The sequence below is a fragment of the Stenotrophomonas sp. YJH_SMC_40 genome (assembly GCF_059368615.1).
Window position 1 is genome coordinate 114,314 of record NZ_JCAFRX010000001.1, and the last position, 24,447, is coordinate 138,760.

A 24,447-nucleotide genomic window follows, 5' to 3' on the forward strand; every position below is an offset into this window, starting at 1 on the left:
TGGCCGGCATCCATGGCACCCTCGGCACCGACGGGTTGCCGGCCAGCGGCCGGCACCACCAGGAGACATCGCATGCAAGGCCAACCCGAATACAGTGGCGGCTGCCAGTGCGGCGCGATCCGCTTCCAGGTGCGTGGCGCGCTGACCGACAGTTCGATCTGTCATTGCCGGATGTGCCAGAAGGCCTTCGGTGCCTACTACGCACCGCTGGTATCGGTGCGTGGCGTGCAGTTCAGCTGGACCCGTGGCCAGCCGCGCTATTTCCAGTCCTCCAACGTGGTGCGCCGGGGCTTCTGTGCCGACTGCGGTACGCCGCTGAGCTACGAGGCGCCGGACGGCGTGGCGGTGGCGGCCGGCGCCTTTGACGAACCCGAGCGCCTGCCGCCGACGATCCAGTACGGGGTCGAGCGCAAGCTGCCGTTCGTCGATACGCTGGCCAGCCTGCCGGCCCGTCGTACCGAGGAAGACATCGCGGCGCTGGAGTTCCTGGCCACCATCGTGTCCCATCAGCACCCGGACCACGACACGCCGCACTGGCCGCCGCGCAGCCGGTAGCGCCCCTGTAGCGCCGAGCCCAAGTTCGGCTGGCAGGCCGCCGCGGCCTCAGCTCGGCAGCGAGCGCAGGCTCGGCTCAACAGGGGCCCCGCCGCAGCGCCCGGCCCGCCGATGCTCTACCATAGCCACCCCCTTTCCGGTCCCCGCCCGCATGAGCAAGAACAGCCAGTGGATCGTCGGCGTCAACGCCGTCGCCTCCTCCATCGAGAACGACGCCGAGAACGTCCGCGAAGTGCTGGTCGAGGCCGGTGCGAAGAACCCGCGCCTGACCGAGATCGAGGAAAACGCCCGCCGCAAGGGCATCGACGTGCGCAAGGTGAACAGCCAGGCGCTGGACGGTGTCGGCGGTTCGGTACGCCACCAGGGCGTGGCCGCTCGCTATGCCGCCGCCCGCACTTACAGCGAGAACGAGCTGGAGGGCCTGGTCACCGCAGCCGAGGGCAAGGCCCTGCTGCTGGTGCTGGACGAAGTGCAGGACCCGCACAACCTTGGCGCTTGCCTGCGCTCGGCGGCTGCCGCAGGCGCCACTGCCGTGATCATCCCCAAGGACAAGTCGGCCACGGTGAACGCGACCGTGCGCAAGACCTCGGCCGGTGCCGCCGATCTGATCCCGGTGGTGGCGGTGACCAACCTGTCGCGCTGCCTGAAGGACCTGCAGAAGCAGGGCGTGTGGATCTACGGCCTGGCCGGCGAAGCCACTGCGTCGCTGTACCAACTGGACCTGAAGGGCAACATCGCCCTGGTGCTGGGTGGCGAGGCCGATGGCCTGCGCCGCCTGACCCGCGAAAACTGCGATGGCCTGGTCAAGATCCCGATGCCGGGCGAGATCGAGAGTCTGAACGTTTCCGTCGCCGCCGGCGTCAGCCTGTTCGAGGCCGTGCGCCAGCGCGGTTGATTTCGGGGCCGGATCCCTTTTCCTTGTGCCGTGTCGACCAAGGTCGACACCTACCGGGCCGTTGCCGTGTCGACCAAGGTCGACACCTACCGGGCCGTTGCCGTGTCGACCAAGGTCGACACCTACCGGGCCGTTGCCGTGTCGGCCAAGGTCGACACCTACCGGGTCGTTGCCGTGTCGACCAAGGTCGACACCCACCGGGTAGTCGCCAACCTGGGTTGGCGCCCTTGCCGCCTCACCCCGCGCTGCCGCCCAGTGCCTTGAACAGGGTGACGTCGTTGTTCAGCTGGCCCTGGCGCACGCGCGCCAGCGACAGCTCGGCATCACGCCGGGTCTGCTGGGCCTCCAGCCAGGTGCGCAGGTCGGTGGCACCTACGCGGTAGCGCACTTCCTGCGCGCGCTCCACTTCCACCGCTTCGTCGTACGACGCCTGCGAGGCCGCCACCTGGCGCGCCAGCTGTTCGCGTGCCGACAGCGCGTTGTCCACTTCCGACAGTGCGGTGTACAGCGTCTTGCGGAAATTGGTCGCGGCGATCTGATAGCTGGTGCCGGCGATGTCGGTATCCAGCTGTGCGCGCTGCAGGTTGAGGAACGGCAGCGACAGGCCGGCGCCCAGCGTGGCCACCGGGTTGCGCAGCACGTCACCCAGCGACGTTGCACTGGAGCCGAGGCTGCCGGTCAGGCTCAGCGCCGGGTAGTACTGGGTAGCGGTCACCTTGATGGTCTTCAGGCTGTTGCGCAGGCGAAGTTCGGCCGCGCGCAGGTCGGGACGGCGGCCGAGCAGCTCGGCCGGCAGGCCTTCGTTGATCCACGGGCTGCGTGCGTCCAGCAGGTCCTGCGGTTCGTCCTGCTGCGGCCAGGGCGTGCCGTCCAGCAGCACGGTCAATGCATTGCGCACCTCCACCCGCTGCTGTTCCAGCGCGCTCTGCGAGGAACGCTGCGACTGCAGGTTCTGCAGCGCCTGGCGCACTTCCAGGCGCGATACCGCACCAGCGTCGAAGCGGGCCTGCACCAGGTCGCGGGTGCGCTCCAGCCGCTCCAGGTTGGCCTGGCCGGTGGCGATGGACTGGTTGAGATAGGCCAGGTTCCAGTACTGGGTGATGGTGTCGCCGATCACCAGCAGCGCGGTGTTCTGCCGGTCTTCCTCGCTGGCCTCGGCTTCCCAGCGGGCGATGTCGCGCTGGGTGCGCAGACGGCCCCACAGATCGACTTCCCAGCCCAGCGAGACGCCGGTGGAATAGCTGCGGCGCCAGTCGTCGGCCTGATCGGTGGCGCGGCTGGCATTGCCGCTGACGCCGGACGACGACGGCTGCGGCCACAGCGCGTTGCTGGCCAGTCCGGCCTGCAGGCGCGACCGCTGCACGGCCAGGCCAGCGGCGGCCAGATCGCTGTTGGCGGCCAGCGCCTGCGCCACCAAGCGGTTCAGTCGTTCATCGCCAAAGCCCGTCCACCAGCTGTCCTGGCGGATGTCGCGGCCCGGTGTATCCAGGCTGCTGCGCGGGTCGTCGGCCGGTGCGTTGAGGGTGGCATCGCCACGGCCGTAGCTGGCCGCCACGTCGGGGGCCTGCACCGGGTAGCGGCCCACCGAGGCACAGCCTGAGAGGGCAAGCAGAACAGCGCCCACCAGTAGCAGGCGCGAGGGAGCAGGGAAGGGCAGTCGGGTCATCATCTTCATTCGCGGGCCAGGGCCTCCACCGGGTCCAGCTGCGCGGCGTTGCGCGCGGGCAGGAAGCCGAATGCCACGCCGATCAGGGTCGAGCAGGCGAACGCGGCAACGATCGAGGCGGTGGAGAACAGCACCTGGAAGTCACTGGCGAAGCGGCCGATCATCGAGCCCAGCAGCAGGGCCAGGCCGATGCCGAGCAGACCACCGAGCAGGCACACCAGCACCGCTTCGATCAGGAACTGCTGGCGGATATCACTCTGCCGTGCCCCCACCGCCATGCGCACCCCAATCTCGCGGGTACGCTCGGTGACCGACACCAGCATGATGTTCATCACGCCGATGCCACCGACCAGCAGCGCGATGGCGGCGATGGCGCCGATCAGCAGGGTCATCGTGCGCGTGGTCTGCTCGATGGTCTGGCGGATCTCTGCGCTGTTGCTGAGGAAGAAGTCCTCGGTGCCGTGGCGCAGGGTCAGCAGGCGGGTGATCGCTTCCTGCGCCGCATCCATCGGCGTGTCGTCGTCCACGCGCACGGTGATGCTGGAAACGTGGCTCTGGCCGAGCATGCGCGACATCACCGTGGTGTAGGGCACCCACACGCTGAGGCTGGTGCTGCCACCAAAGCCGAAGCTCTGGCGCTTGGCCACGCCGACTACGCGTGCCGGTACGTTGCCGAGCAGGATCACCTGGCCGACCGGATCGACATCGGGGAAGAACTGGGTCTGGGTGTTCTCGTCGATCACCGCCACCTGGCCGAGGCCCTTCACCGCGTCGGTATCGAAGAAGCTGCCGCTGAGCAGGGTCACGCCCTTGACCCGGAAGAACTGCTCGCCGACGCCACTGACCTGGGCGGTGGAGGACTGGTTGCGGTAACGCGCGGTGACCGAGGTCGACACGCTGGGGGTGGCGCTGTCCACGTAGCTCTGCTTTGCCAGTGCATCGGCATCGCTGGCCTTGAGCGTCTGTACCCGCGCCGAGCGCATGTCGCCGAAACCACGGCCGGGATAGACGTCGATGGTGTTGGTGCCGAGCGCGCTGATGTTCTGCAGGATCTGCTGCTGCGAGCCATTGCCCAGCGCCACCACCGAGACCACCGAGGCGATGCCGATGATGATGCCGAGCATGGTCAGGAAGGTGCGCAGCCGATGTGCGTTCATCGCCAGCAGGGCCATGCGGAACGCTTCGGTGAAGCGGTCACGGGCCGCCCGCCAGCTGTTGCCGCGGGCCACGCCGGTGCTGGCCTCGCGCTGCGCGCGGTAGGTCGGTGCGTTCGGATTGGTGCGGTCGGCGATGATCTCGCCATCGCGGATTTCGATGATGCGCTGCGCGTGTTCGGCCACGCTCATGTCGTGGGTGACGATGATGATGGTGTGGCCTTCGGCGTGCAGCTCGCCGAGGATCGCCATCACTTCCTCGCCGGATTTCGTGTCGAGCGCGCCGGTCGGTTCGTCGGCCAGGATCACCTCGCCGCCGTTCATCAGCGCACGTGCGATCGACACGCGCTGCTGCTGGCCACCGGACAGCTGGCCCGGCTTGTGGTGCATGCGGTCGCCCAGGCCCAGCCGCTGCAGCAGCTGCTCGGCACGCGCGTTGCGCACCGGGCCGGGGCTGCCGGCATACACCGCCGGTACCTCCACGTTGCCGCGCGCATCCAGGTCGCCCAGCAGGTGGTAGCGCTGGAAGATGAAGCCGAAATGCTCGCGGCGCAGTTCGGCCAGTTCATCCGGCGCCATCCTGCCGGTTTCGCGGCCGGCCACCTGGTAGCTGCCGCGGGTAGGGCGATCGAGGCAGCCGAGGATGTTCATCAGCGTCGACTTGCCCGAGCCGGACTGGCCGACGATGGCCACCATCTCACCGGCGTGGATATCCAGGTTGACGTCGCGCAGGACGGCGATCACATCATCGCCAGCCGGGAATTCGCGTCGCAGGTCGCGCAGGCGCAGCAGCGGCGCCTTCGTGCTCATCGGCGCGGACCCATGCCCGGGCCGCCGACCCGCATCTGCATGCCGCCGCGGTTGCCGCCGCCGGCGCTGGCACCGGCCGCACCGGCTTCGCCCACCACCACGCGTTCGCCTTCCTTCAGCCCGGACAGGATTTCGGCCGAGGCGCCGTTGTTGATGCCCACGGTGACCTTGCGCGGTTGCGGCTGGCCCTTGTCGTCCAGCACCCTCACCATGCGCTCGTCGCCGCGGCGCTTCGGTCCCAGTGCCACCGCCGGCACCATCAGCACGTCCTTGGCCTGCTTCAGCAGTACCGAGACCTGCGCGGTCATGTCGATGCGCAGGGTGCCGTCCGGGTTTTCCACGTCGAACAGCGCGTTGTAGTAGACCGCGCTGCTGGAACTGGAGCTGGACGAACTGCTGGAGCTGGACGAATTCTCGTTGGCGATCGAGGCCGGCGCCGGATTGATCTGGCGCAGCGTGGCGTGGTACTTGCGGTCGGGGTCACCCAGGGTGGTGAAGTACACCGGCATGCCGGCCTTGATCTTGACCACGTCGGCCTCGGAGATCTCGGCGTTGACCGTGACCACGTCCAGCCGCGCCAGCATCACGATGGTGGGCGCGGTCTGGTTGGCGTTCACGGTGCGGCCTTCCTCGGCCACCACCGCCACCACGGTGCCATCCATCGGCGCGGTGATGCGGGTGTAGGCCAGGTTGGCGCGGGCGGTGCCCAGCTCGGTCTGGCGGCCCTTGATCTGCGCCTCGTAGGACTGCAGCTGGGCGCGGGCAGTTTTCAGCTGTGCTTCGGCGGCATCGTATTCCTGGCGCGAGGTGGCCTCGGCCGCCAGCATCTGCTGCTGGCGCGCGAACTCCAGTTCGGCCTGGCGCAGGGTGGCCTGCTGCACGGCGCGTTGGGCGGTGACCTGGTCCAGCGAAGCCTGCGCATTGAGCACCTGGTTCTGCTGGGTGGTGGCATCGATCTCGGCGATCAGGTCGCCTTCCTTCACGGTATCGCCCAGCTGTACCTTCAGCGACTTGATCTGGCCCGAGGCCTGCGCACCGACGCTGACCAGCTTGTAGGCGTCGATCACGCCGGTGGCTTCCACGGTCTGCTCGATGTCGCCGCGGCTGACCGGCGTGGTCGCCACCGCCGGGGCGGCGGGTTTGCGCAGCAGCCACCAGGCGGCGACGGCCACGATGAGGGCGAGCAGGGCGATCAGTATCAGGCGACCACGGCGGGTCGCGGGCAACAGGCGGAACGTCACGTCGTGGCTTCACTCTCGGGGCCGCGGCGGCGGCGTTGGTGGGCATTGTGAAGACCGGGCGACAGGCGGCTCAATCCTCGGGGTATGTCTCTATGTAACACTGTCGGTGAATACGCGTAACCACAGGTATCCCGCTCATGGCTGGATACACTGGTACGCATTGCCCCGGATGCGGTTCAGCTGCCGACACGGGATGATCGCGACATGGAGACTGAAAACACGATGCATCGACTGCTGATCGTCGACGACGACAACGACATCCGCACCCTGCTGGCCGAGCAGCTCGGCCGCGCCGGCTACCAGGTGAGCACGGCCGCAGACGGCACCGCCATGCGCCAGCTGCTGGACCGCGAACACGTGGACCTGATCGTGCTCGACCTCAACCTGCCGCGCGAGGATGGCCTGACCCTGTGCCGCGACCTGCGCGCGCGCTCGAACACCCCGGTGATCATGCTGACCGCGCGCGCCGAGCCGATCGACCGCGTGCTCGGCCTGGAAATGGGCGCCGACGACTACCTGGCCAAGCCGTTCGAACCGCGCGAGCTGCTGGCGCGCATCCGCAACGTGCTGCGCCGGACCGAGGCGCTGCCGGCCAACCTGGAGCCGCTGGCGGTGCGCCGTGCGCGTTTCTCGCGCTGGGTGTTCGACCTGGAGCATCGCCACCTGGTCGATCCGGACGACCGCGTGGTGGTGCTGTCCGGTGCCGAGTTCCGCCTGCTGCGCGTGTTCATCGCCCATGCCAACAAGGTGCTGTCGCGCGAACAGCTGGTCGCGCTCAGCAGCGGCCGCAACTACGAGGCGCAGGATCGCGCGATCGACCTGCAGGTCAGCCGCCTGCGCAACAAGCTGGGCGATGACGGTGGGCCGGATGGCCTGATCAAGACCGTGCGCAACGAAGGCTACGTGCTGGCCTCCTCGGTGAACCTGGAATAAGCCGTCATGAAGCGCCTGCGCCATTTCCTGTCCTCGATGGTCGGGCGGTTGTTCGTCATCCTGCTGTTGGGCATGAGCGTGGCTGCGATCGGCGCGACCATGCTGGCCACCTCCAAACGCCAGCAGGAATTCGAGCGGCAGAACCTGAACCGCATCGCCGACCGCCTGCAGGGCTACGTCAACCTGCTCGATGGCAATCCCGAACTGCGCGAGCGACTGCTTGAGATCGGTGGGCCCAGCGTGCGTGCGCTGCAGCCCGGCGCGCGCCTGGGGCGGGCGGATACCGCACTGATGGAAGTCCTGGATGACCGGCCCGGCCCGGTGTCGCGCGCGCATGTGCATTTCACCTCGTTCCGTTCCTGCATTCCCAAGCTGCAGGATCTGCTGCCGCCACCGCCGCCGGGGCACCGACGGCATCCGCGTGAGCGCGATCCGGCCTTCATTCCGCCCAAGTGTCGCGCGGTCGATGTGACGCTCAACGACGGTACGCTGCTGAAGCTGGCGCTGGATTCGCCAGCAGTGGCCCACAACGGCATTCTGGCCGTGGACCCGTGGTTCCTGACCCTGCTGGTGCTGGCCATCGCGGTGCTGGCCTACATCGTCGCGCGCATGGCCAGTGCGCCGCTGCAGGAGCTGGCGGCAGCCGCGGAGGATCTCGGCGACGATCTGCAGCGCGATCCACTGCCGTTGCGCGGGCCGCGCGAGGTGCAGCGCGCCGCCGAGGCCTTCAATGCCATGCAGCACCGCCTGCAGCGGCACCTGGCCGAACGCACGCAGATGCTGGCGGCGATCACCCATGACCTGCAGACCCCGTTGACCCGCCTGCGCCTGCGCCTGGAGAACGTCAGCGACGAGGTGCTGCGCGAGCGCCTGATCGGCGATCTGGCGGCGATGCAGGCACTGGTGCGCGAAGGGCTGGAGCTGGCCCGCAGTGCCGAGAGCGCCGAGCAGCGCGCCGCGCTGGATCTGGATTCGCTGCTGGAAAGCATCGTGGAAGACGCCGCAGAGGGTGGTGCCGACGTGGTCTTCGAGGGCGGCACCGGTGCGGTGCTGATGTTGCGCCCGCTGGCCATGCACCGTCTGTTCTCCAACTTGGTGGATAACGCCGTGATGTATGCCCACCGCGTGCGCGTGCGGGTGGAGCGCAGCGGCGGCACGATCACGGCGATGGTGTCCGACGACGGCCCGGGCCTGGCTGAAGACCAGCTGGAGGCCGTGTTCGACCCGTTCGTGCGGGTGGAAACCTCGCGTTCGCGGGAAACCGGCGGTGCCGGGCTGGGCCTGACCATCGCGCGCGCCCTGGCCGAGAAGGATGGCGCGCGGCTGTGGCTGCGCAACCGTGCCGAGGGCGGTCTGGAGGCGGTGGTGCAGTGGCCGGCCAGTGCGCAGGTGGTGCCGCCTGGCCGGCCCGGCTGACCCCGCCGTCCGCATGCGATGACGCCGGGGCCAGGGTTTGGCCTATCATCTGCGCATCTCCCCAGTTTCTCCCCGATGAGTCAGCCCGTTCCTGACGGCACGCCGTTCCGCGTTGCCCGGTCGTTCCCGCTTGCTGCCATGCCCTGCAGCCGCTACCGGCCACTGCCGTCGAGCTGATGGGCAGGTCAGGGGACAACGGGTGCTGGGTGGAGCGCCGCGTTTCGAAGGCCAGGCAGGCACTGCAGCGCGGTCTGCTGTGGGTGTTGCTGGTGCTGGCGCTGCCGCTGGCCGCGCAGGAGGGCGCGCCGCCGCTGCGCGACTACGCCATCGACGTGTGGACCTCGCGCAATGGCCTGCCGCACAACTCGCTGCGCGATATCGCGCAGACTCCCGAGGGGCACCTGTGGTTTGCCACCTGGGAAGGCCTGGTCCGCTACAACGGCCTGGATTTCACCGTGTTCGACCGCAGCACCCGCCCGGGGCTGCGCGACAACGGCATCGGCGCACTGCTGGTCGATCGGCAGGGAGGGCTGTGGATCAGTGATTCGCGCGGTAACGTCAGCCATCGTGGCAACGACGGCCAGTGGCGGGTCTGGGAGCATCAGGCCGACACCCCGCAGGTGCTGATCCAGTCCATGCAGATGGACAGCCAGGGGCGCCTGTGGCTGCTGTACGAAGGCAAGGGCATCGGCTATCTCACGCCGGACAAGGGCATCGTCTACCAGGCGCCGGCGGCCGACCTGCCGATGGCGATGAGCTTCACCAAGCTGGTGGTCGATGCGCAGGACCGGGTCTGGGTTGGCACGCTTGACGGGCTGGTGCTGCGCGACAACGACGGCGTGCTCAAGCGCGCGCCCGCGGCGTGGGGCCTGGGGGCCGGCACCGGCCTGTCCTGGCCGTACCGGGCTCCTGATGGCGCGCTGTGGATCGTCGCTGGCGAGCGCCTGTACAGCGTGGAGGACGATCAGCTGGTGCTGGTGCACCGGCTGCCGGGACAGCTGCACATGACCTCGATGCTGCAGGACCGGCACGGCGACCTGTGGCTGGGAACCGAGAACCAGGGCCTGCTGCGGATCTCGGCGCATGGCCTGGAACGATTGCCGGCCGGCCTGAACCTGCCGGGCGGGCGCGTGGTCAGCCTGCGCGAGGATGCCGAAGGCAGCATCTGGGTGGGGGCCAACGGTGGCCTGTATCGCCTGCGCGAAACACTGTTCAGCAGCTACACCGAGCGCGATGGCCTCAGTGGCGACTATGTGCGCACGGTGCTGGAGGACCGCGACCGCCAGTTGTGGGTCGGTAGTGCCAGTGGTCTCGATCTGCAGACACCCGATGGCCGCTTCCGCGCGGTTCCGCTGCACAACCGCGGCGGCAAGGCGCCATCGGTATTGAGTCTGGCGCAGGGGCCGGACGGCGACCTGTGGGTGGGTACGTTCGGCGACGGCGTTTACCGGCTGGACCGCGATGGCAGTCTCCGCCACAACTATGCGGCAGCCGACGGCATGCCGGGTGGCAACATCCGCGCGATCAGTGTCGATCCGCAGGGCAGGGTCTGGGCGGGTACGCAGAAGGGCGTGGTACGCATCGACGGCGACCGGGTGCAGGTGTCGACTGCCCCGGGCATGCCCGGTGGCCTCATCACCGCACTCGAGCATGACCACCAGGGCAACCTGTGGATCGGCACCATCGAGGGCATCCGCGTGCTGCGTGGCGACCACGTGCAGTCGATCGACCTGGCACCGATGGGCGGGGGCCGCAGTGTGTTCGGATTCCACCAGCTTGGCGAAGCGATGTGGATCAGCAGCGACCGCGGCCTGTACCGTTGGCTCGACGGAAAGCTGGCGCGCGTCGGCCTGGAGCAGGGCATGCCGGTGGATGCGGTCTTCCAGCTGGTGCCGGATCGTCTTGGCAACGTGTGGATCAGCAGCAACCGCGGCGTGCTGCGCACCGACATGGCGACCCTCAATGCCGTGGCCGATGGCCGCGCACCACGAGTGGTGGTGGAGCGCTACAACGAGATCGACGGCATGGCCAACGCGCAGGCCAACGGCAGCTCCGGGCCATCGGCCATCCTGCGCCAGGACGGCACCTTCTGGGTGGTCACCGCCGGAGGCCTGAGCACCGTCGACCCGCAACGCCTGCAGCGCTTCCGCGAGCGCCCATCACCGCCGGCAGCGATCGAGAGCGTGCAGGTGGATGGCGCACCCGTGCATTGGGAAGGCCCGGATCGCAACTACATTCCCGGCGGCCGACGTCTGGCGGTGAGCTATGTGGGCCTGAGTTACCTGATGTCGGACCGGATCCGCTATCGCACGCGGCTGGATGGCCTGGACACCGGCTGGGTCGAGCGCGGCCCGCAGCGCAGCGTCGAGTTCGTCGGCCTGCCTCCGGGTGACTACACCCTGCACGTGTCGGCGGCGCATCCAGGCGGGGCCTGGGGCCAGCAGGAAGCCGTGTGGAGCTTCACGGTGGAGCCGTTCTGGTGGCAGCGCCGCAGCGTGCAGCTGCTGGGCGGGTTGTTGCTGCTGGCTGGGCTGGTGGTGCTGTACCGCCTGCTGCTGCAGCAGCTGAAGGCCAGCAACCTGCGCCTGGCACGGCGCGTGGACGAGGCAACCTTCGACCTGCAGGCCAAGACCGTGCACCTGCAGGCACTGAACCAGGAAAAGACCGAGCTGGCCGAGCGCCTTGCACGGCAGGCCGAGGCCTTTGAGCGGCAGGCGCGCGAGGATGCGCTGACCGGACTGGCCAATCGCCGTGCCTTCGATGAAACGCTGGCGCGCGACTTCGCCCGTTCACAGCGCAGCGGCCACCCGCTGTGCCTGGTGGTGCTGGACATCGACCACTTCAAGGACGTCAACGACCGCCACAGCCACAGCATCGGCGATGCGGTGCTGGTGCAGGTGGCCAGGCTGATCGCCGCGGCCTGCCGCGATTCGGACCTGCCCGCGCGGACCGGTGGCGAGGAGTTCGCGCTGCTGCTCAACGACACCCGCCTGGAAGAAGCCGCGCAGCTGTGCGCGCGCCTGCGCGGCCTGTTCCATGACCACCCCGACTGGGCCGGTGTAGCGGGCCTGCGCGTGACCTTCAGCGCAGGCCTTGTGGAACTGGATGCCGATGACCGCACCCCGGCGCTGCTGTACCAGCGCGCCGACCGCGCGCTGTACCGCGCCAAGAGCGACGGCCGCGATCGTACGAGTATTGGTTGATCGCATCCACGCATGGCGTGGATCTACTGGTGTTGTCGTACCAACCGGCGGTGCCGACCAACGGTCGGCACCCACCAGAGAAGTGCGGCTAAGCCCCCAGGGGCGGGTTCACGGCGTCCCCCGCGAACCCACCTTGTCCGGCCCGACCGCTGATTTGCTTCACGCCACGAGGGGCTCCGCCGCTGGCTGTCTTACCGCGGCCAGGCGTTGGCGATGGTGCAGAACAATCGTGCGGTCTGTTCGGTGTCATACACCGCACTGTGCGCTTCGTTCGCATCCCAGCCCAACCCGGCGGCCGTGGCTGCACGCGCCAGCACCGTCTGCCCGTAGGCGATGCCGGCCAGGGTGACGGTGTCGAACACGCTGAACGGATGGAACGGATTGCGCTTGTGGCCGGTCCGGGCCACGGCGGCGTTGACGAAGCCCAGGTCGAAATGGGCGTTGTGGCCGACCAGGATCGCGCGCTGGCAGCCGTACTTCTTCATCGCCGCGCGTACCGGGGTGAAGATGTGGTCCAGTGCGGCCTTCTCTTCCTTGGCCAGCCGGAACGGGTGGTCGAGGATGATGCCGGTCACTTCCAGCGACTTCGGGTCGATCTCCAGGCCCTCGGCCGGCACCACATGGGCACTGGCGGTCTGGCCGGGGTAGAGCAGGCCGTTCTCGTCCATCTCGATCGGCACCGCGGCGATTTCCAGCAGGGCGTTGCGCTGGCTGTCGAAGCCGCCGGTTTCCACGTCCACCACCACCGGCAGGAAGCCGCGGAAGCGTTGTGACATCGCGCGCTGCGCCTGGGGGATTGCGGAATCGGAGGCGGCGGCAGGTGCGGGAGTGGGGTCATTCATGCGTGAATTCTAGCAGAGCGACCCTGAGCGCCCGGCCAGCCCGTGGCGCACGGGTTCCCTGCGCAGGAGCGTGTCGACCAAGGTCGACACCCACCGGTGCACCGCGCGCCCACGATTCCGGTAGGTGCCAACCTGGGTTGGCACACAACGCGCCGACCAGGGTCGCCATCTACCGGACTGCGGGCCGTGCCGTCGTGCCCGATGGCTGCCACCGTGCCAACCACGCATCCACGCTCAGCCTGCCGGCGCCGCTGAAAATCAACGGCAGCAGCATCGCCATGAACAGCACCGGCAGCTTGAAGTTGCCGAAGCCCTGGTCAGTGATCGCATAGCCCATCGCGAGGTCACCCAGCGAGTCCCATTGCATCGGCCAGTGCACGGCGTAGGTGGCCACCACGGTCAATACCAGCAGGCTGGCGGCGGCGAAACGCGTACCGAAACCCAACAGCAGGCAGGCCGCGCCGACCAGTTCGAACCAGGTCGCCAGCTGCCAGTTCAGCGTGCTCGGCAGCTGATCGAACGGGAACGGAAAGGCATCCTGCAGGTCGGCGAACCAGTTCTGGCCGTGTAGTTTCTCGCGGCCGGATTCGAAGTATTCCCAGGCCAGCAGCAGGCGCAGGCCGAGCGGGGCCAACCAGGGGGCGAGACGGTCCAGCTGGCCACGCGCGGTGGCCAGGGTCGGAAGGTTCATCAGGGGGTCTCCGCGAATGAGGTGTGTCAGGGAGGGGCTGTGATCGGGCCGATCACGCCGGCCTGCAGGAACTGCCGCAGCAGCGCGGCGCCGGGTCCGGCCAGCGCGTCCTCGGCCAGGCCGTGCGCGGCGGCCAGACGCTGCAGGTAGGCCTGACCATCAAGGCCGGGCTGTTCGCCGATGCTGGACAGCAGGAACACCGCCAGAGGGCTGAGCGTGGCGAATCGCACCTCGCCGTCGGCATCGCGGCGGACCAGAAGGCCAGTCGGCTCGGCCGGCGGCTCGGTCGGTGCGTCCTCGGCACCGAGCCGGTGCACCGGCCACTGGTACAGCAGCGGCCATGCCAACGGCGAGCGCTGCAGCGGCACCCGCAGCGGGTCGGTGTCGTCCTGCGCCGGCAGCGGTTCGGCATCCAGCTGGTACAGCGCGGTTTCCACCCACTCGTAGTGGGCCAGTTCGGCCAACGCCGGATGCGGCAGCAGTGGCTGCGCCTGCAGCCACTGCACGAATTCGGCGGCCAGTTCGGTGAACAGCGGTGTCTGGCAGCGATGGGTCGCGAAGTACTGGCGCACCAGTCCGCTCCAGGCCGGTTCGCCGAGCAGGCGCACGCAGACCGGGAAGCCGTTGCTCAACAGGCCGAGCAGGTTGTTGAACAGGAGTCGTTGGTATACCGCGACCCGGCGTGATTCCAGCCCGGTCGGCGGCGGCACGCCCTGTGGATCACGCAGATGGGCAGTGAATGCGTGCTGCTGCGCGCGCAGCGTGTCGGGAGCATCAGCCATGTGCGCTCCCGGCGTGCGTCGCCTGCAGGCGGCGGATGGTCTGCAGCTCGCCCTGCAGTTCGGCGTAGGGCGGGAAGTTGAAATCGCGCTCAAGCAGGGTGGGGCGTGCGCCGATGCGCGCATAGGTGCGTGCCAGCAGCGCCCAGACCGGGTCGATCACCGCACTGCCATGGGTATCGATCTTCAGGTCCGGTGCCTCGTCCAGGTGCCCGGCCACGTGCAGGCAGACGATGCGTTCTGCGGGCAGCCCGGCAATGAAGGTGTCGGCGTCGTAGCCGTGGTTGCAGGCGTTGACGTAGACGTTGTTGACGTCCAGCAGCAGGTCGCAGTCGGCCTCGGCGAGCACGGCGTTGGTGAAGGCCAGCTCGTCCATCGCCGGCTCCGGCGCCAGGTAGTAGGACACGTTCTCCACTGCGATGCGGCGACCCAGCAGGTCCTGCACACGGGCGATGCGTGCGGCGGTATGGCGCACCGCTTCGTCGGTAAATGGAATCGGCAGCAGGTCGTACAGGTGGCCGTCGTCGCTGCAGTAGCTCAGGTGCTCGCTGTACAGCGGCACGCGGTGCTTTTCCAGGAACTGGCCGACCTGTTCCAGCAGCCGGGTATCCAGCGGCGCACTGCCGCCCAGCGACAGGGACAGGCCGTGGCAGCTCAGCGGATGGCGCTGTGCCAGCTCGGCCAGTGCATCCCCGGCAGGACCACCGACATGGATCCAGTTCTCCGGCGCGCATTCGAGGAAATCGAAGTCGCCCGCCGGTGCATCACGCAGCTCCTGCAGCAGCGCCCGGCGCAGCCCCAACCCGGCGGCCGCCGCACGAAGCGGCGACCGCGGGCTGACGACGCTGGCGCGGACGTCAGTGCTTGCCACCGCACTTGCCTTCGCCACACTTGCCTTCGGCCGCCTTCTTGTCGCCGGACGTGGCCTTGGCGCCTGCCGCAGCGCCGGCAGCCTTGCCCTTGTCGGCGCCGCACTTGCCTTCGGCGGTCTTGCCGTCGGCGCCACACTTGCCTTCGGCATGCTTGGTCGCGTCAGCGGCCATCTTGGTGTCTGCGGCCTTGGCGTCGGTACTGGCCTTGGCTGCCTGCCCGGCAACCAGGTAGCCCTGGGCGAGGTCGCTCATGCTCAGGGCCGAGGCACTGGCGGTCATGCCCAGGCCGGCGGCCAGGGCGGTAGCAGTCAGCAGGGACAGGGTCTTGTTGGAACTGCTCATCGGTCGTGCTCCTGGGTGGTGTGGGCGGGTGCCCGGATGGCCGGCAGGGATGCCGGTGGAAACGATGGTGCAGCGATCCTACTCAACGAATCCTCGCCAAGAACTCAAATTTTCGTGAGGTTTGTTACAGAAGCATCCGGAAGGTTCGCACCGGGCACGCCCGGCGCCCACAACGCGGGTGGAACGCCCAGAAACAGGAAGGCCGCTGTCACCAGGACAGCGGCCACCTTGGAGTCGACTCCGGTGTTGCAGTGCAGCGTCAGGGCTGGCCGGTGCTGGAGGTCTCGTCGCGCTTCTCGCGCGGCGGCAGCGGCTGCTCGCCGTGCACCAGGAACCACACGTTCTCGGCGATGTTGGTGGCGTGGTCACCCACGCGCTCCAGGTTCTTGGCCATGAACAGCAGGTGGGTGCACGGGGTGATGTTGCGCGGGTCTTCCATCATGTAGGTCAGCAGCTCGCGGAACAGCGCGGTGTACTGCGCGTCCAGGCGGGCATCGTCCTCGCGCAGTTCCAGCGCGGCATCGGCGTCGTTGTCGCGGTAGGCGGCAATGGCACGGCGCACCTGCTGCGCAGCCAGGCGGCCCAGCGCACGCAGGCCCTGGATCTGCGGCAGCGGCGGCACCTTGCCCAGCGCGATCGAACGCTTGGCGACGTTGGCCGCGTAGTCGCCGATACGCTCGATGTCGGCCGGGATGCGCAGGCCCGCCAGGATCTCGCGCAGGTCGCGCGCCATCGGGCCGCGCAGGGCCAGGCGCATCACGTCATGGCTGATCTGCTGCTCCAGCGCATCAATGGCTTCGTCGTTGGCGATGATGCGATGGGCGGCGTTCTCGTCGCGCTTCTCGATCACGTCCATCGACGCTTCGAGCTGGGCGACGGCCATCTCGCCCATGCGCACGATTTCGGCCACCAGGCGTTGCTGCTCTTCGTCGTAGCTCTTGACGATGTGGTCGTTGGGAAGGTTCATGGTCTGCAATCCGGGTAGAGCCAGGCCGTGCCTGGCTGGGACATGTGGCGAAGGATCAGCGTCGATCAGCCGAAGCGACCGGTGATGTAGTCCTCGGTCTGCCGCTGCGACGGCTGCGAGAAGATCACTTCGGTGCGGTCGTGCTCGATCAGGTCGCCCAGGTACATGAAGGCGGTGTAGTCGGAAACGCGCGCGGCCTGCTGCATGTTGTGGGTGACGATGACGATGGTGTACTCGTGCTTGAGCTCTTCCACCAGCTGCTCGATGCGGCTGGTCGAGATCGGATCCAGCGCCGAGGTCGGCTCGTCCAGCAGCAGCACCGACGGGCGCAGCGCCACGGCACGGGCGATGCACAGGCGCTGCTGCTGGCCACCGGACAGGCCCAGCGCGCTCTGCCCCAGCTTGTCCTTCACTTCGTCCCACAGTGCGCCCTGGCGCAGTGCCTGCTCGACGCGGTCGGCCATGTCGGCCTTGCTCAGTTTCTCGTGGTGGCGGATGCCGTAGGCCACGTTCTCGAAGATGGTCATCGGGAACGGCACCGGCTTCTGGAACACCATGCCGACCTTGCTGCGCAGGCGGTTCATCGGGTACTTCGGCGACAGGATGTTCTCGCCGTCCAGCAGCACTTCACCGCGCGCTTCCAGCTTCGGGTACAGCGCGTAGATGCGGTTGAAGATGCGCAGCAGGGTCGACTTGCCGCAACCGGAGGGACCGATCAGCGCGGTCACGCGCTTTTCCGGAATCTCCAGGTTGATGCCCTTCAGGGCGTGGAACTTGTCGTAGTAGAAGTCCAGTCCACGCGCAGCCAGCTTCACCGGCGACGGCGTGTGCAGGCTCTCGTGCGAGGACGGCACGGCGATGCGCTGCATCGGCACGGCGTTGGAAAGGTCGTTCATGGCGTTGTCCACGGAAAGGTCAGTCATGGGAGATACGGTTGCGCAGCAGGATGCCGCGGGCGGCAAGGCTGACCAGCAACACGAAGACAGTCAGCACCAGGGCACCGGCCCAGGCCAGCACCTGCCAGGATTCATACGGGCTGCCGGCGAACTGGTTCATCACCACCGGCACCGAGGCCATCGGCTGGAAGATGTTGTTGTTCCAGTACTGGTTGCCGAAAGCGGTGAACAGCAGCGGAGCGGTCTCGCCGGAGATGCGGGCCAGCGCCAGCAGGATGCCGGTGATGATGCCGGCCGAGGCACTGCGGTACAGCACCTGCACGATCACCTTCCACTGCGGGATGCCCAGCGACAGGGCCGCTTCGCGCATCTGCGATGGCACCAGCCGCAGCATCTCGTCGGTGGTGCGCACCACCACCGGCAGCACGATGAAGGCCAGCGACAGGGCACCGGCGAACGCCGAGAAGTTGCCGCCGGTCTGCATCACGTACAGGGTGTAGACGAACAGGCCCAGCACGATCGACGGTGCCGACAGCAGGATGTCATTGACGAAGCGGACCACGGTGCCGGCCTTGCGGGCATTGCCGTACTCGGCCAGCCAGGTACCGGCCAGCACGCCCAGCGGCGTGCCGATGCCGATCGCCAGCGCACACATCACGGCACTGCCGAAGAAGGCGTTGGCGAGGCCACCGTCCTGCATCGGCGGCGGCGTCATCTTGGTGAACAGGTCCCAGTTGATGCCGGCCAGGCCTTTCGAGGCCAGGGTGAACAGGATCCAGCCCAGGAAGAACAGGCCGAACAGCGCGGTGGCGCAGGAGGCGGTGATCGCAACGACGTTGCCGATGCGGCGGCGCAGGTACAACGAATCAGCGGTGGTGGACATCAGTTGCCCTCCTTGCGGGACAGGCGCATCAGCATCAGGCGGGCGATGGCCAGCACCACGAAGGTGACGATGAAGAGGACGAAGCCGAGCAGCAGCAGGGCCGAACGGTAGGTTTCAGTGGCTTCGCCGAAATCGTTGGCGATCAGCGCGGCGATGGTGGTGCCCGGCTCCAGCAGCGACGGCGACAGGCGCACGCTGTTGCCGATCACGAAGGCCACCGCCATCGTCTCGCCCAGGGCGCGGCCGAGGCCGAGGAAGATGCCGCCGATCACTGCCGAGCGGGTGTAGGGCAGGACGATGTCCCAGCTCACTTCCCACTTGGTGGAGCCCAGCGCGTACGCCGACTCCTTCAGGCGGGTGGGCACGGTCAGGAACACTTCGCGCATCACCGAGGAGATGAACGGAATGACCATGATGGCCAGCACGAAACCGGCGGTGAGCATGCCGATGCCCAGCGGCGGGCCCTGGAACATCGGGCCGATGATCGGCCATTCGCCCAGGGTCTCGTTGAGGAACGGGGTGACGTACTCGGTCATCACCGGCACCAGCACGAACAGGCCCCACATGCCGTAGATGATCGAGGGAATGCCGGCCAGCAGTTCGATGGCGGTACCGACCGGGCCACGCAGCCAGCGCGGCGCGACTTCGGTGAGGAAGAAGGCGATGCCGAAGCTGACCGGCACGGCGATGACCATCGCGATGAGCGCGGTGACCAGGGTGCCGTAGATCGGAGCGAGGGCGCCGAACTTGTTTTCGACCGGATTCCAGTCGGCGGAGAAGAAGAAGCTCAGGCCCTGCATCTGCAGGGCATGGCGGCCGCCCCACAGCATCGACAGCGCGGCGCAGGCCAGGGCGATCAGGACGAAGATGACGGTGCCGACCAGCACCCATCGGAACAGTTTGTCGTTGCGGGCATCACGCGCATCACGCGTGGACGGGGCGGCTACAGGCTGGGCGATGGCATTCATGGGGACGGCAGGGCCAGGAAGGGGCGGGGCGGCACGGCGTGGAAGAAGCGGTGCCCGCGTGGGGCGGGCACCGTCGTGTCCATCACTTCAGGTCGGTCGCCCAGTAGGCCTCGATCTGCTTGACCAGTTCGGCCGGCAGCGGCACGTAGTGCAGCTCGTTGGCCTGCGCCTGGCCGTTTTCGAAGGCCCACTTGAAGAAGGCCAGGGTGTCCTGGTTGCGCTTGGCGTCCTTCGGCTTCTTCTGCATCAGCATGAAGTTGGTGGCGGTGATCGGCCACGCCTGCTCGCCCGGAGCGTTGGTGATGACCAGGTTGAAGTCCTTGGCGCTGGCCCAGTCGGCGCTGGCGGCCGCGGCGGCGAAGGTTTCCGCGCTCGGCTCGACCCAGTTGCCGGCCGCGTTCTGCATGGCGGTGTACGGCATGCCGTTCTGCAGCGCGTAAGCCAGTTCGACGTAGCCGATCGAGCCCTTGATCTGCTTCACGTAGGAAGCGACGCCTTCATTGCCCTTGCCACCGACGCCGTCCGGCCACTGCACCGAGGTGCCTTCGCCGACCTTGCTCTTCCACTCCGGGCTGACCTTGGACAGGTAGTTGGAGAAGTTGAAGGTGGTGCCCGAACCGTCCGAACGGTGGACCAGGGTGATCTTGCCGTCCGGCAGCTTCACGCCCGGGTTGGCGGCGACGATGGCCGGGTCGTTCCAGGTCTTGATCTTGCCCAGGAAGATGTCGGCCAGCAGGGCGCCGCTCAGGCGCAGCTTGCCGGCTTCCAGGCCTTCGATGTTGACTACCGGCACCACGCCGCCGATGGCGGACGGGAACTGCGCCAGGCCGGCCTGGGCCAGCTCTTCGCTGTTCAGCGGCTTGTCGGAGGAACCGAAGTCGACGGTGCCGGCCTTGATCTGGGCAATACCGCCGCCGGAGCCGATCGACTGGTAGTTGATCTTGGCGCCGGTGCTGGTGTTGTAGTCAGCCGACCACTTGGAGACCAGCGGGAAGATGAAGGACGCGCCCGCGCCGGACACTTCGGCGGTCACCTTGGCACCGGCAGCGGCCGGGGCGGCGGCGCCGTCGGCAGCCGGCTGCTGCGCGGCCTGCTTGTCGCCACCGCAGGCCGACAGGCCCAGGGCGATGGCCAGGGAAAGGGCGGCGAGGCCGGCCGAGTGCAGTTTCATGGTCACTCCATAGCGGGGAAGAGCCGACGTGGTCGGCGGATGCGGCTATGAAATGATGTTTTTGTTACAGCCGTATTACGACCATGACAGGGGTGTCCTGGATCACGTTCTGACAAGGGTTTCACAGGATTGGCGCCGATCCGGCAGGTGCCCGGAAACCCCCGATCTGCGCACCGATATGACGGTCGGTTGGCCCTTGTAGAGTTGAGCCATGCTCGACTGCTCCCTGTTCTCGGTAGGTGCGGACCGTTGGTCCGCACGCTCCAGCACCCAGCCGAGCGTGGGCTCGTCTCTACAAACGCTCCTGCCTTCCATGACCCCACCGACTCCCCCATGGATCAGCGAAGGCGCAGCGCTCTTCACGACCCATCCCCCAAAAACAAGAAGAGCGCGAGATCTCGAGGATCTCGCGCCCGGGTGGGAGCGGCGGGGGAGAGAGGACCCGCCGCCCCCGTTCCTGCGGGGGAACGCGCTTACTTCAGGTTCTGCGACCAGTAGGTCTCGATCTGGCGGACCAAGCTGTCCGGCAGCGGCACGTAGTCCAGCTGGCGGGCCTGGGCGTCGCCATTCTTGTAGACCCAGCGGAAGAACTCCTGGGTCGCCTTGCCATTGGCAGCATTCTTCGGCGTCTTCTGCACCAGGATGAAGTTGGTGGCGGTGATCGGCCAGGACTCGGCGCCCGGCGCGTTGGTCATCACCAGGTAGAAGTCGCGGGCGTTGGCCCAGTCGGCGCTGGCGGCAGCGGCTGCGAACGAGGTGTCGCTCGGCTGCACGAACTTGCCGGCGGCATTCTTCATCGCGGTGTAGGAGAGCTTGTTCTGCAGCGCGTAGGACAGTTCGACATAGCCGATGCCGCCCTTGATCTGCTTCACATAGGCGGCAACACCTTCGTTGCCCTTGCCGCCGATGCCGGCGGGCCACTGCACCGAGGTGCCTTCACCGACCGAGCTCTTCCACTCCGGGCTGACCTTGGACAGGTAATTGACGAAGTTGAAGGTGGTGCCCGAGCCGTCCGAACGATGCACGACGGTGACCTTGGCGTTGGGCAGGGTCACGCCCGGGTTCAGCGCGGCGATGGCCGGGTCGTTCCAGGTCTTGATCTTGCCCAGGAAGATGTTGGCCAGCACCGCGCCGTCCAGCTTCAGCGCGCCCGGCGCGATGCCGGCCACGTTGACCACCGGCACCACGCCGCCGATCACCGACGGGAACTGCGCCAGGCCCGCAGCAGCCAGGTCTTCCGGCTTCAGCGGCGCGTCGGAGGAGCCGAAATCAACGGTCTTGGCCTTGATCTGGGCAATGCCGCCGCCGGAACCGATGGACTGGTAGTTGACCTTGTTGCCGGTTGCGGTGCTGTAGTCGGCCGACCACTTGGACATGACCGGGTAGATGAACGATGCGCCCGCGCCGGTGATATCGGCGGCGTTGGCGGCGAACACGGACGATGCGGCCAGGATGGCGACAGCGGCGCGCGACTTGAAGGCGTGGATCACGGGGAGACTCCTGGGGTGGTGGTCGAAGGGCGGTTGCCCGACGTTTCGGTGCACATTCCATAACGGTTGCGTGACACCCCCGCGTCTGTCATATGACGCGGGCGTGACACGCGTCATGAGCGATGTCACGTCCGCTGCGCCGGCAGGGCAGCGCGGCTACCGATGCAACGACGAAGGCACGGCCGGGGCCGTGCCTTCGCGGGTCAACGCAGGGGGCTGGACTTACCAGAAGAACTGCGCGCGGGCTTCCAGGATGTTGGGATCATCGTTGACGAAACCGCGCGCCGTGGAGCTGTACTTCTTGCTGTCGACCATCACGTAGTTGAGCATCAGCTTGAAGTTGGAACGCAGGTACCAGTTGGCGCCAACGGTCCAGATGTCCATCTTGCCACCCAGCACGCCATCGACGATCGGCGGGCGACCGGCAACCGGGTTGGCGGCGAGGTTGCCGTCATTGAGGTCCATGTGGTCGTAGCGCACGCCCAGCTGCCACTGGCCGCCGGCCGGGTTGTTCGGCAGGCCGGTGCCCGGGGTCCCGCCCTTGTAGCTCCAGGTCTCGCCGGTGACGTTCCACACGCCGCTGATGTAATAGCCGTCGCTGGTGTAGTTGTCGTGGTCGTAGCGCTTGGCCTTGCTGGTGTAGTACTCCGCCTGGGCCTTGAACGGGCCCTGGAAGTACATCGCTTCGGCACCGATGGTGCTGACGCGGTCGGTGTCGGTCAGGTTGCCGCTGTCGACCAGGCGGGCCGTGGCGAGGTCGGCATTCGGACGTGCACGCACGCGCAGGGTGTCGGCGTCGGTGTCGTAGTTGACGTAGCTCAGTCCGAAGTGCAGGACCTGGCCCTTTTCATTGATCGGGGCCCAGGTGCCACGCGCGCCGTAGCCGCTGCCGTGGGCCAGGTTGCGGGTCAGCTCGCGGCCGAAGGCGCTGGCAGTCACCGACCAGTTGTCCTGGCCGTAGCTGTACGCGCCGCCCAGGCGGCGGGCGATGGCATAGGTGTTGGTGACCGCTGCCTTGGAAATGAAATCGTTGTTCTTGGTGCTGGACAGTTCTTCCAGGCTGTTGGGCTGCTTGAACTGGCCCAGCTGCAGGAAGTGGTTGGCGTTGCCCAGCAGCTTGTACTTCACGTTGGTGTCGAGGAACTTGTCGGCCTTGGCGTCATAGCCGACCACCCACTCCACGTTGCCCGGGCCCTTGCCCTTCAGCACCAGCTCGGCGCGACGCAGTTCGAATTCGCTGTTCTTGCCGTTGCCGGCGTCGCCACCGTTGAGGTCGACCACATCGTTGTGGAACCAGTTGCCGTCGGCCTGGACCAGGCCTTCGAAGGTGATTTCCGAACCGCCGATCACGTCGATGGCGACTTCGGCGTGTGCAGCCGGCACATACAGCGCAGCAGCCACGGCCACCGTCAGGAGTTGGTGATGCAGTTTCATGGAGAGGAGCCTTGCAGGCAGGTGGGAAGATGCGCGCAGGCTAGAAGGTAAAGATTGCGTAAATGTGACAGTTCACGCGCGGCAGACATCCACCGCAGGCCCCGTCACGGCAGGGCCTGCCATTGAAACCGCTTGCGTATGACGCCCGGATTGCGCCTTGGTTGCAGTCGATCCACGCCCTGCATGGATGCGGCCGTCACTCGGCCGGGGTCTTGTCCTTGAACCGGCACAGATCGGCGATCACGCATCCCGGGCAATCCGGCTTGCGCGCCTTGCACACATAACGTCCGTGCAGGATCAGCCAGTGATGCGCGTCGAGCAGGAATTCGGCGGGGATCACCGTCACCAGCTTGTCTTCCACTTCGCGCACATTCTTTCCCGGGGCCAGGCCGGTACGGTTGGAGACGCGGAAGATATGCGTGTCCACCGCCATCACCGGCTCGCCGAACGCGGTGTTGAGCACCACGTTTGCGGTCTTGCGGCCCACGCCCGGGAGTGCTTCCAGCGCATCGCGATCGCGCGGCACTTCACCGCCATGCTTTTCCAGCAGGATCGCGCAGGTGGCAATCACGTTTTTCGCCTTGGCGTTGAACAGGCCGATGGTGGCGATGTACTGCTTCAGTCCTTCTTCGCCAAGCGCGAGAATCTTCGCCGGCGTGTTGGCCACCGGGAACAGGCGGCGCGTGGCCTTGTTGACGCCGACGTCGGTGGCCTGCGCCGACAGCGCCACCGCCACCAGCAGCTCGAACGGCGAGCTGTACTCCAGTTCGGTCTTCGGGTGTGGATTGAGTTCGCGCAGGCGGGTGAACATCTCCACCACGTCGGCGCGCGGCATCGTGCCGCCACGCCGCGCCGGGGCGCGTGCGGTCTTCTTTGTGGTGGCCATTACTGCTCCTTGCCGCTGGCGCGGGCCTTGGCCCGGGCGAGGATGGCGGCCGCTGCGGCGGGCAGGGCGGGCTTCACGTCCGGCGCCGGGGCGGGCGTGCGCCGCGCGTCGCGTTCGGCTTCGCGGCGGGCCAGTCGCACCGCACGCGCGCGGTAGCGTTCGCGTGCCGCCCAGGCGGCCTGAAGCTGCTGCTGGGCCTGCTGCAACCGCTGCGGGAGTTCCGGGTGGCCGGGCAGCAACTGCGCGTCGTCGGCGCGGGCGACATAGTCCATCAGCCCGGCCTGCAGGGCGCCATCGAGATCGTCTGCCTGGACCCGGGCAAACAGCTGCGCGGGGTTGGGTCGGGATGCCAT

The 24,447-nt window shown here is 67.6% G+C and carries 23 protein-coding genes; 6 read left to right on the forward strand and 17 right to left on the reverse strand.

Translation table 11 applies throughout. The features are described from left to right. The first annotated feature begins 72 nt into the window (after nt 1–72). The 3 genes from AC5P6X_RS00490 (at nt 73) to AC5P6X_RS00500 (ending at nt 1,714) form a co-directional block, all read left to right on the forward strand. Nucleotides 73–555 (forward strand): GFA family protein, encoded by a 483-nt coding sequence (locus AC5P6X_RS00490; RefSeq protein ID WP_005408774.1) that lies wholly within the window; start codon nt 73–75, stop codon nt 553–555. Nucleotides 556–706: 151 nt separating this feature from the next. Continuing rightward, nucleotides 707–1,450 carry a 23S rRNA (guanosine(2251)-2'-O)-methyltransferase RlmB gene (gene rlmB / locus AC5P6X_RS00495; protein WP_005408775.1) on the forward strand — a complete coding sequence of 248 codons (744 nt, stop codon included), beginning with the start codon at nt 707–709 and terminating at the stop codon, nt 1,448–1,450. 30 nt (nt 1,451–1,480) lie between these two features. Beyond that, a complete protein-coding gene (locus AC5P6X_RS00500) occupies nt 1,481–1,714 on the forward strand; it encodes a hypothetical protein (protein WP_329755861.1) in 234 nt (77 codons plus the stop codon). Here AC5P6X_RS00500 and AC5P6X_RS00505 read toward each other — a convergent pair. The 3 genes from AC5P6X_RS00505 to AC5P6X_RS00515 are packed head-to-tail and all read right to left on the reverse strand — an operon-like array spanning nt 1,686 to nt 6,321. After that, nucleotides 1,686–3,125: an efflux transporter outer membrane subunit gene (locus AC5P6X_RS00505; RefSeq protein WP_099604849.1), complete on the reverse strand. Its 1,440-nt coding sequence runs from the start codon at nt 3,123–3,125 to the stop codon at nt 1,686–1,688. The genes AC5P6X_RS00500 and AC5P6X_RS00505 overlap by 29 nt on opposite strands. Next, nucleotides 3,122–5,080 carry a MacB family efflux pump subunit gene (locus AC5P6X_RS00510; protein WP_005412764.1) on the reverse strand — a complete coding sequence of 653 codons (1,959 nt, stop codon included), beginning with the start codon at nt 5,078–5,080 and terminating at the stop codon, nt 3,122–3,124. Before AC5P6X_RS00510 ends, AC5P6X_RS00505 begins: the two co-directional genes overlap by 4 nt. Beyond that, entirely contained in the window at nt 5,077–6,321 is a 1,245-nt protein-coding gene (locus AC5P6X_RS00515) for an efflux RND transporter periplasmic adaptor subunit (RefSeq protein WP_005408778.1), read from the reverse strand. Before AC5P6X_RS00515 ends, AC5P6X_RS00510 begins: the two co-directional genes overlap by 4 nt. Nucleotides 6,322–6,525: 204 nt before the next feature. Here AC5P6X_RS00515 and AC5P6X_RS00520 point away from each other — a divergent pair, with 204 nt between their 5' ends. From AC5P6X_RS00520 to AC5P6X_RS00530, 3 genes are all read left to right on the forward strand, one after another. Then, the gene (locus AC5P6X_RS00520; RefSeq protein ID WP_005408779.1) at nt 6,526–7,254 is read left to right on the forward strand and encodes a response regulator; all 729 of its coding nucleotides are present in this window, start codon (nt 6,526–6,528) and stop codon (nt 7,252–7,254) included. Nucleotides 7,255–7,260: 6 nt separating this feature from the next. Further along, nucleotides 7,261–8,670 carry an ATP-binding protein gene (locus AC5P6X_RS00525; protein ID WP_005408780.1) on the forward strand — a complete coding sequence of 470 codons (1,410 nt, stop codon included), beginning with the start codon at nt 7,261–7,263 and terminating at the stop codon, nt 8,668–8,670. Between the two features lie 176 nt (nt 8,671–8,846). Further along, on the forward strand, nt 8,847–11,873 hold the full coding sequence (locus tag AC5P6X_RS00530) for a ligand-binding sensor domain-containing diguanylate cyclase (RefSeq protein WP_099604847.1): 3,027 nt from the start codon (nt 8,847–8,849) through the stop codon (nt 11,871–11,873). Nucleotides 11,874–12,064: 191 nt separating this feature from the next. On the opposite strand, the gene rnt is transcribed toward AC5P6X_RS00530, so the two are convergent. From rnt to AC5P6X_RS00600, 14 genes are all read right to left on the reverse strand, one after another. Continuing rightward, nucleotides 12,065–12,715, reverse strand: a complete 651-nt coding sequence (rnt, locus tag AC5P6X_RS00535; RefSeq protein ID WP_032965690.1) for a ribonuclease T — start codon at nt 12,713–12,715, stop codon at nt 12,065–12,067. Between the two features lie 169 nt (nt 12,716–12,884). Beyond that, entirely contained in the window at nt 12,885–13,406 is a 522-nt protein-coding gene (locus AC5P6X_RS00540) for an HvfX family Cu-binding RiPP maturation protein (protein ID WP_059033839.1), read from the reverse strand. A 26-nt stretch (nt 13,407–13,432) separates the two neighbouring features. After that, a complete protein-coding gene (locus AC5P6X_RS00545; protein WP_099604727.1) occupies nt 13,433–14,188 on the reverse strand; it encodes an HvfC family RiPP maturation protein in 756 nt (251 codons plus the stop codon). Further along, the gene (locus tag AC5P6X_RS00550; RefSeq protein WP_049449712.1) at nt 14,181–15,056 is read right to left on the reverse strand and encodes an HvfB family MNIO-type RiPP peptide maturase; all 876 of its coding nucleotides are present in this window, start codon (nt 15,054–15,056) and stop codon (nt 14,181–14,183) included. Before AC5P6X_RS00550 ends, AC5P6X_RS00545 begins: the two co-directional genes overlap by 8 nt. Then, nucleotides 15,043–15,399, reverse strand: a complete 357-nt coding sequence (locus tag AC5P6X_RS00555) for an HvfA family oxazolone/thioamide-modified RiPP metallophore (RefSeq protein WP_005408786.1) — start codon at nt 15,397–15,399, stop codon at nt 15,043–15,045. The genes AC5P6X_RS00550 and AC5P6X_RS00555 overlap by 14 nt, the downstream gene beginning before the upstream one ends. A 259-nt stretch (nt 15,400–15,658) precedes the next feature. Then, complete coding sequence (gene phoU / locus AC5P6X_RS00560) at nt 15,659–16,366, reverse strand: phosphate signaling complex protein PhoU (protein ID WP_005408787.1); 708 nt, start codon at nt 16,364–16,366, stop codon at nt 15,659–15,661. Nucleotides 16,367–16,431: 65 nt separating this feature from the next. Continuing rightward, nucleotides 16,432–17,262: a phosphate ABC transporter ATP-binding protein PstB gene (gene pstB, locus AC5P6X_RS00565; protein ID WP_005408788.1), complete on the reverse strand. Its 831-nt coding sequence runs from the start codon at nt 17,260–17,262 to the stop codon at nt 16,432–16,434. 19 nt (nt 17,263–17,281) lie between these two features. Further along, nucleotides 17,282–18,145 (reverse strand): phosphate ABC transporter permease PstA, encoded by an 864-nt coding sequence (gene pstA, locus AC5P6X_RS00570; protein WP_005408789.1) that lies wholly within the window; start codon nt 18,143–18,145, stop codon nt 17,282–17,284. Beyond that, on the reverse strand, nt 18,145–19,113 hold the full coding sequence (gene pstC / locus AC5P6X_RS00575) for a phosphate ABC transporter permease subunit PstC (RefSeq protein ID WP_008267250.1): 969 nt from the start codon (nt 19,111–19,113) through the stop codon (nt 18,145–18,147). The genes pstA and pstC overlap by 1 nt, the downstream gene beginning before the upstream one ends. Before the next feature lie 82 nt (nt 19,114–19,195). After that, on the reverse strand, nt 19,196–20,284 hold the full coding sequence (gene pstS / locus AC5P6X_RS00580; RefSeq protein ID WP_123958375.1) for a phosphate ABC transporter substrate-binding protein PstS: 1,089 nt from the start codon (nt 20,282–20,284) through the stop codon (nt 19,196–19,198). A 473-nt stretch (nt 20,285–20,757) separates the two neighbouring features. Beyond that, a complete protein-coding gene (gene pstS, locus AC5P6X_RS00585; protein ID WP_005408792.1) occupies nt 20,758–21,774 on the reverse strand; it encodes a phosphate ABC transporter substrate-binding protein PstS in 1,017 nt (338 codons plus the stop codon). A gap of 222 nt (nt 21,775–21,996) precedes the next feature. Then, nucleotides 21,997–23,208 carry an OprO/OprP family phosphate-selective porin gene (locus AC5P6X_RS00590; RefSeq protein ID WP_005408793.1) on the reverse strand — a complete coding sequence of 404 codons (1,212 nt, stop codon included), beginning with the start codon at nt 23,206–23,208 and terminating at the stop codon, nt 21,997–21,999. 196 nt (nt 23,209–23,404) lie between these two features. Further along, nucleotides 23,405–24,094 (reverse strand): endonuclease III, encoded by a 690-nt coding sequence (gene nth, locus AC5P6X_RS00595; RefSeq protein ID WP_005412772.1) that lies wholly within the window; start codon nt 24,092–24,094, stop codon nt 23,405–23,407. Further along, a complete protein-coding gene (locus AC5P6X_RS00600) occupies nt 24,094–24,447 on the reverse strand; it encodes a hypothetical protein (protein ID WP_005408795.1) in 354 nt (117 codons plus the stop codon). Before AC5P6X_RS00600 ends, nth begins: the two co-directional genes overlap by 1 nt.

Excerpts from the sequence above, each read along its gene's own strand:
- AC5P6X_RS00600 (WP_005408795.1), bottom strand. The coding sequence starts at position 24,447 with ATGGCATCCCGACCCAACCCCGCGCAGCTGTTTGCCCGGGTCCAGGCA.
- AC5P6X_RS00555 (WP_005408786.1), bottom strand. The coding sequence starts at position 15,399 with ATGAGCAGTTCCAACAAGACCCTGTCCCTGCTGACTGCTACCGCCCTG.
- AC5P6X_RS00530 (WP_099604847.1), top strand. The coding sequence starts at position 8,847 with ATGGGCAGGTCAGGGGACAACGGGTGCTGGGTGGAGCGCCGCGTTTCG.
- AC5P6X_RS00510 (WP_005412764.1), bottom strand. The coding sequence starts at position 5,080 with ATGAGCACGAAGGCGCCGCTGCTGCGCCTGCGCGACCTGCGACGCGAA.
- pstS (WP_123958375.1), bottom strand. The coding sequence starts at position 20,284 with ATGAAACTGCACTCGGCCGGCCTCGCCGCCCTTTCCCTGGCCATCGCC.
- rnt (WP_032965690.1), bottom strand. The coding sequence starts at position 12,715 with ATGAATGACCCCACTCCCGCACCTGCCGCCGCCTCCGATTCCGCAATC.
- rlmB (WP_005408775.1), top strand. The coding sequence starts at position 707 with ATGAGCAAGAACAGCCAGTGGATCGTCGGCGTCAACGCCGTCGCCTCC.
- AC5P6X_RS00490 (WP_005408774.1), top strand. The coding sequence starts at position 73 with ATGCAAGGCCAACCCGAATACAGTGGCGGCTGCCAGTGCGGCGCGATC.
- AC5P6X_RS00545 (WP_099604727.1), bottom strand. The coding sequence starts at position 14,188 with ATGGCTGATGCTCCCGACACGCTGCGCGCGCAGCAGCACGCATTCACT.
- AC5P6X_RS00505 (WP_099604849.1), bottom strand. The coding sequence starts at position 3,125 with ATGAAGATGATGACCCGACTGCCCTTCCCTGCTCCCTCGCGCCTGCTA.
- AC5P6X_RS00540 (WP_059033839.1), bottom strand. The coding sequence starts at position 13,406 with ATGAACCTTCCGACCCTGGCCACCGCGCGTGGCCAGCTGGACCGTCTC.
- AC5P6X_RS00525 (WP_005408780.1), top strand. The coding sequence starts at position 7,261 with ATGAAGCGCCTGCGCCATTTCCTGTCCTCGATGGTCGGGCGGTTGTTC.
- pstC (WP_008267250.1), bottom strand. The coding sequence starts at position 19,113 with ATGAATGCCATCGCCCAGCCTGTAGCCGCCCCGTCCACGCGTGATGCG.
- pstB (WP_005408788.1), bottom strand. The coding sequence starts at position 17,262 with ATGAACGACCTTTCCAACGCCGTGCCGATGCAGCGCATCGCCGTGCCG.
- AC5P6X_RS00520 (WP_005408779.1), top strand. The coding sequence starts at position 6,526 with ATGGAGACTGAAAACACGATGCATCGACTGCTGATCGTCGACGACGAC.
- phoU (WP_005408787.1), bottom strand. The coding sequence starts at position 16,366 with ATGAACCTTCCCAACGACCACATCGTCAAGAGCTACGACGAAGAGCAG.
- pstA (WP_005408789.1), bottom strand. The coding sequence starts at position 18,145 with ATGTCCACCACCGCTGATTCGTTGTACCTGCGCCGCCGCATCGGCAAC.
- AC5P6X_RS00590 (WP_005408793.1), bottom strand. The coding sequence starts at position 23,208 with ATGAAACTGCATCACCAACTCCTGACGGTGGCCGTGGCTGCTGCGCTG.
- nth (WP_005412772.1), bottom strand. The coding sequence starts at position 24,094 with ATGGCCACCACAAAGAAGACCGCACGCGCCCCGGCGCGGCGTGGCGGC.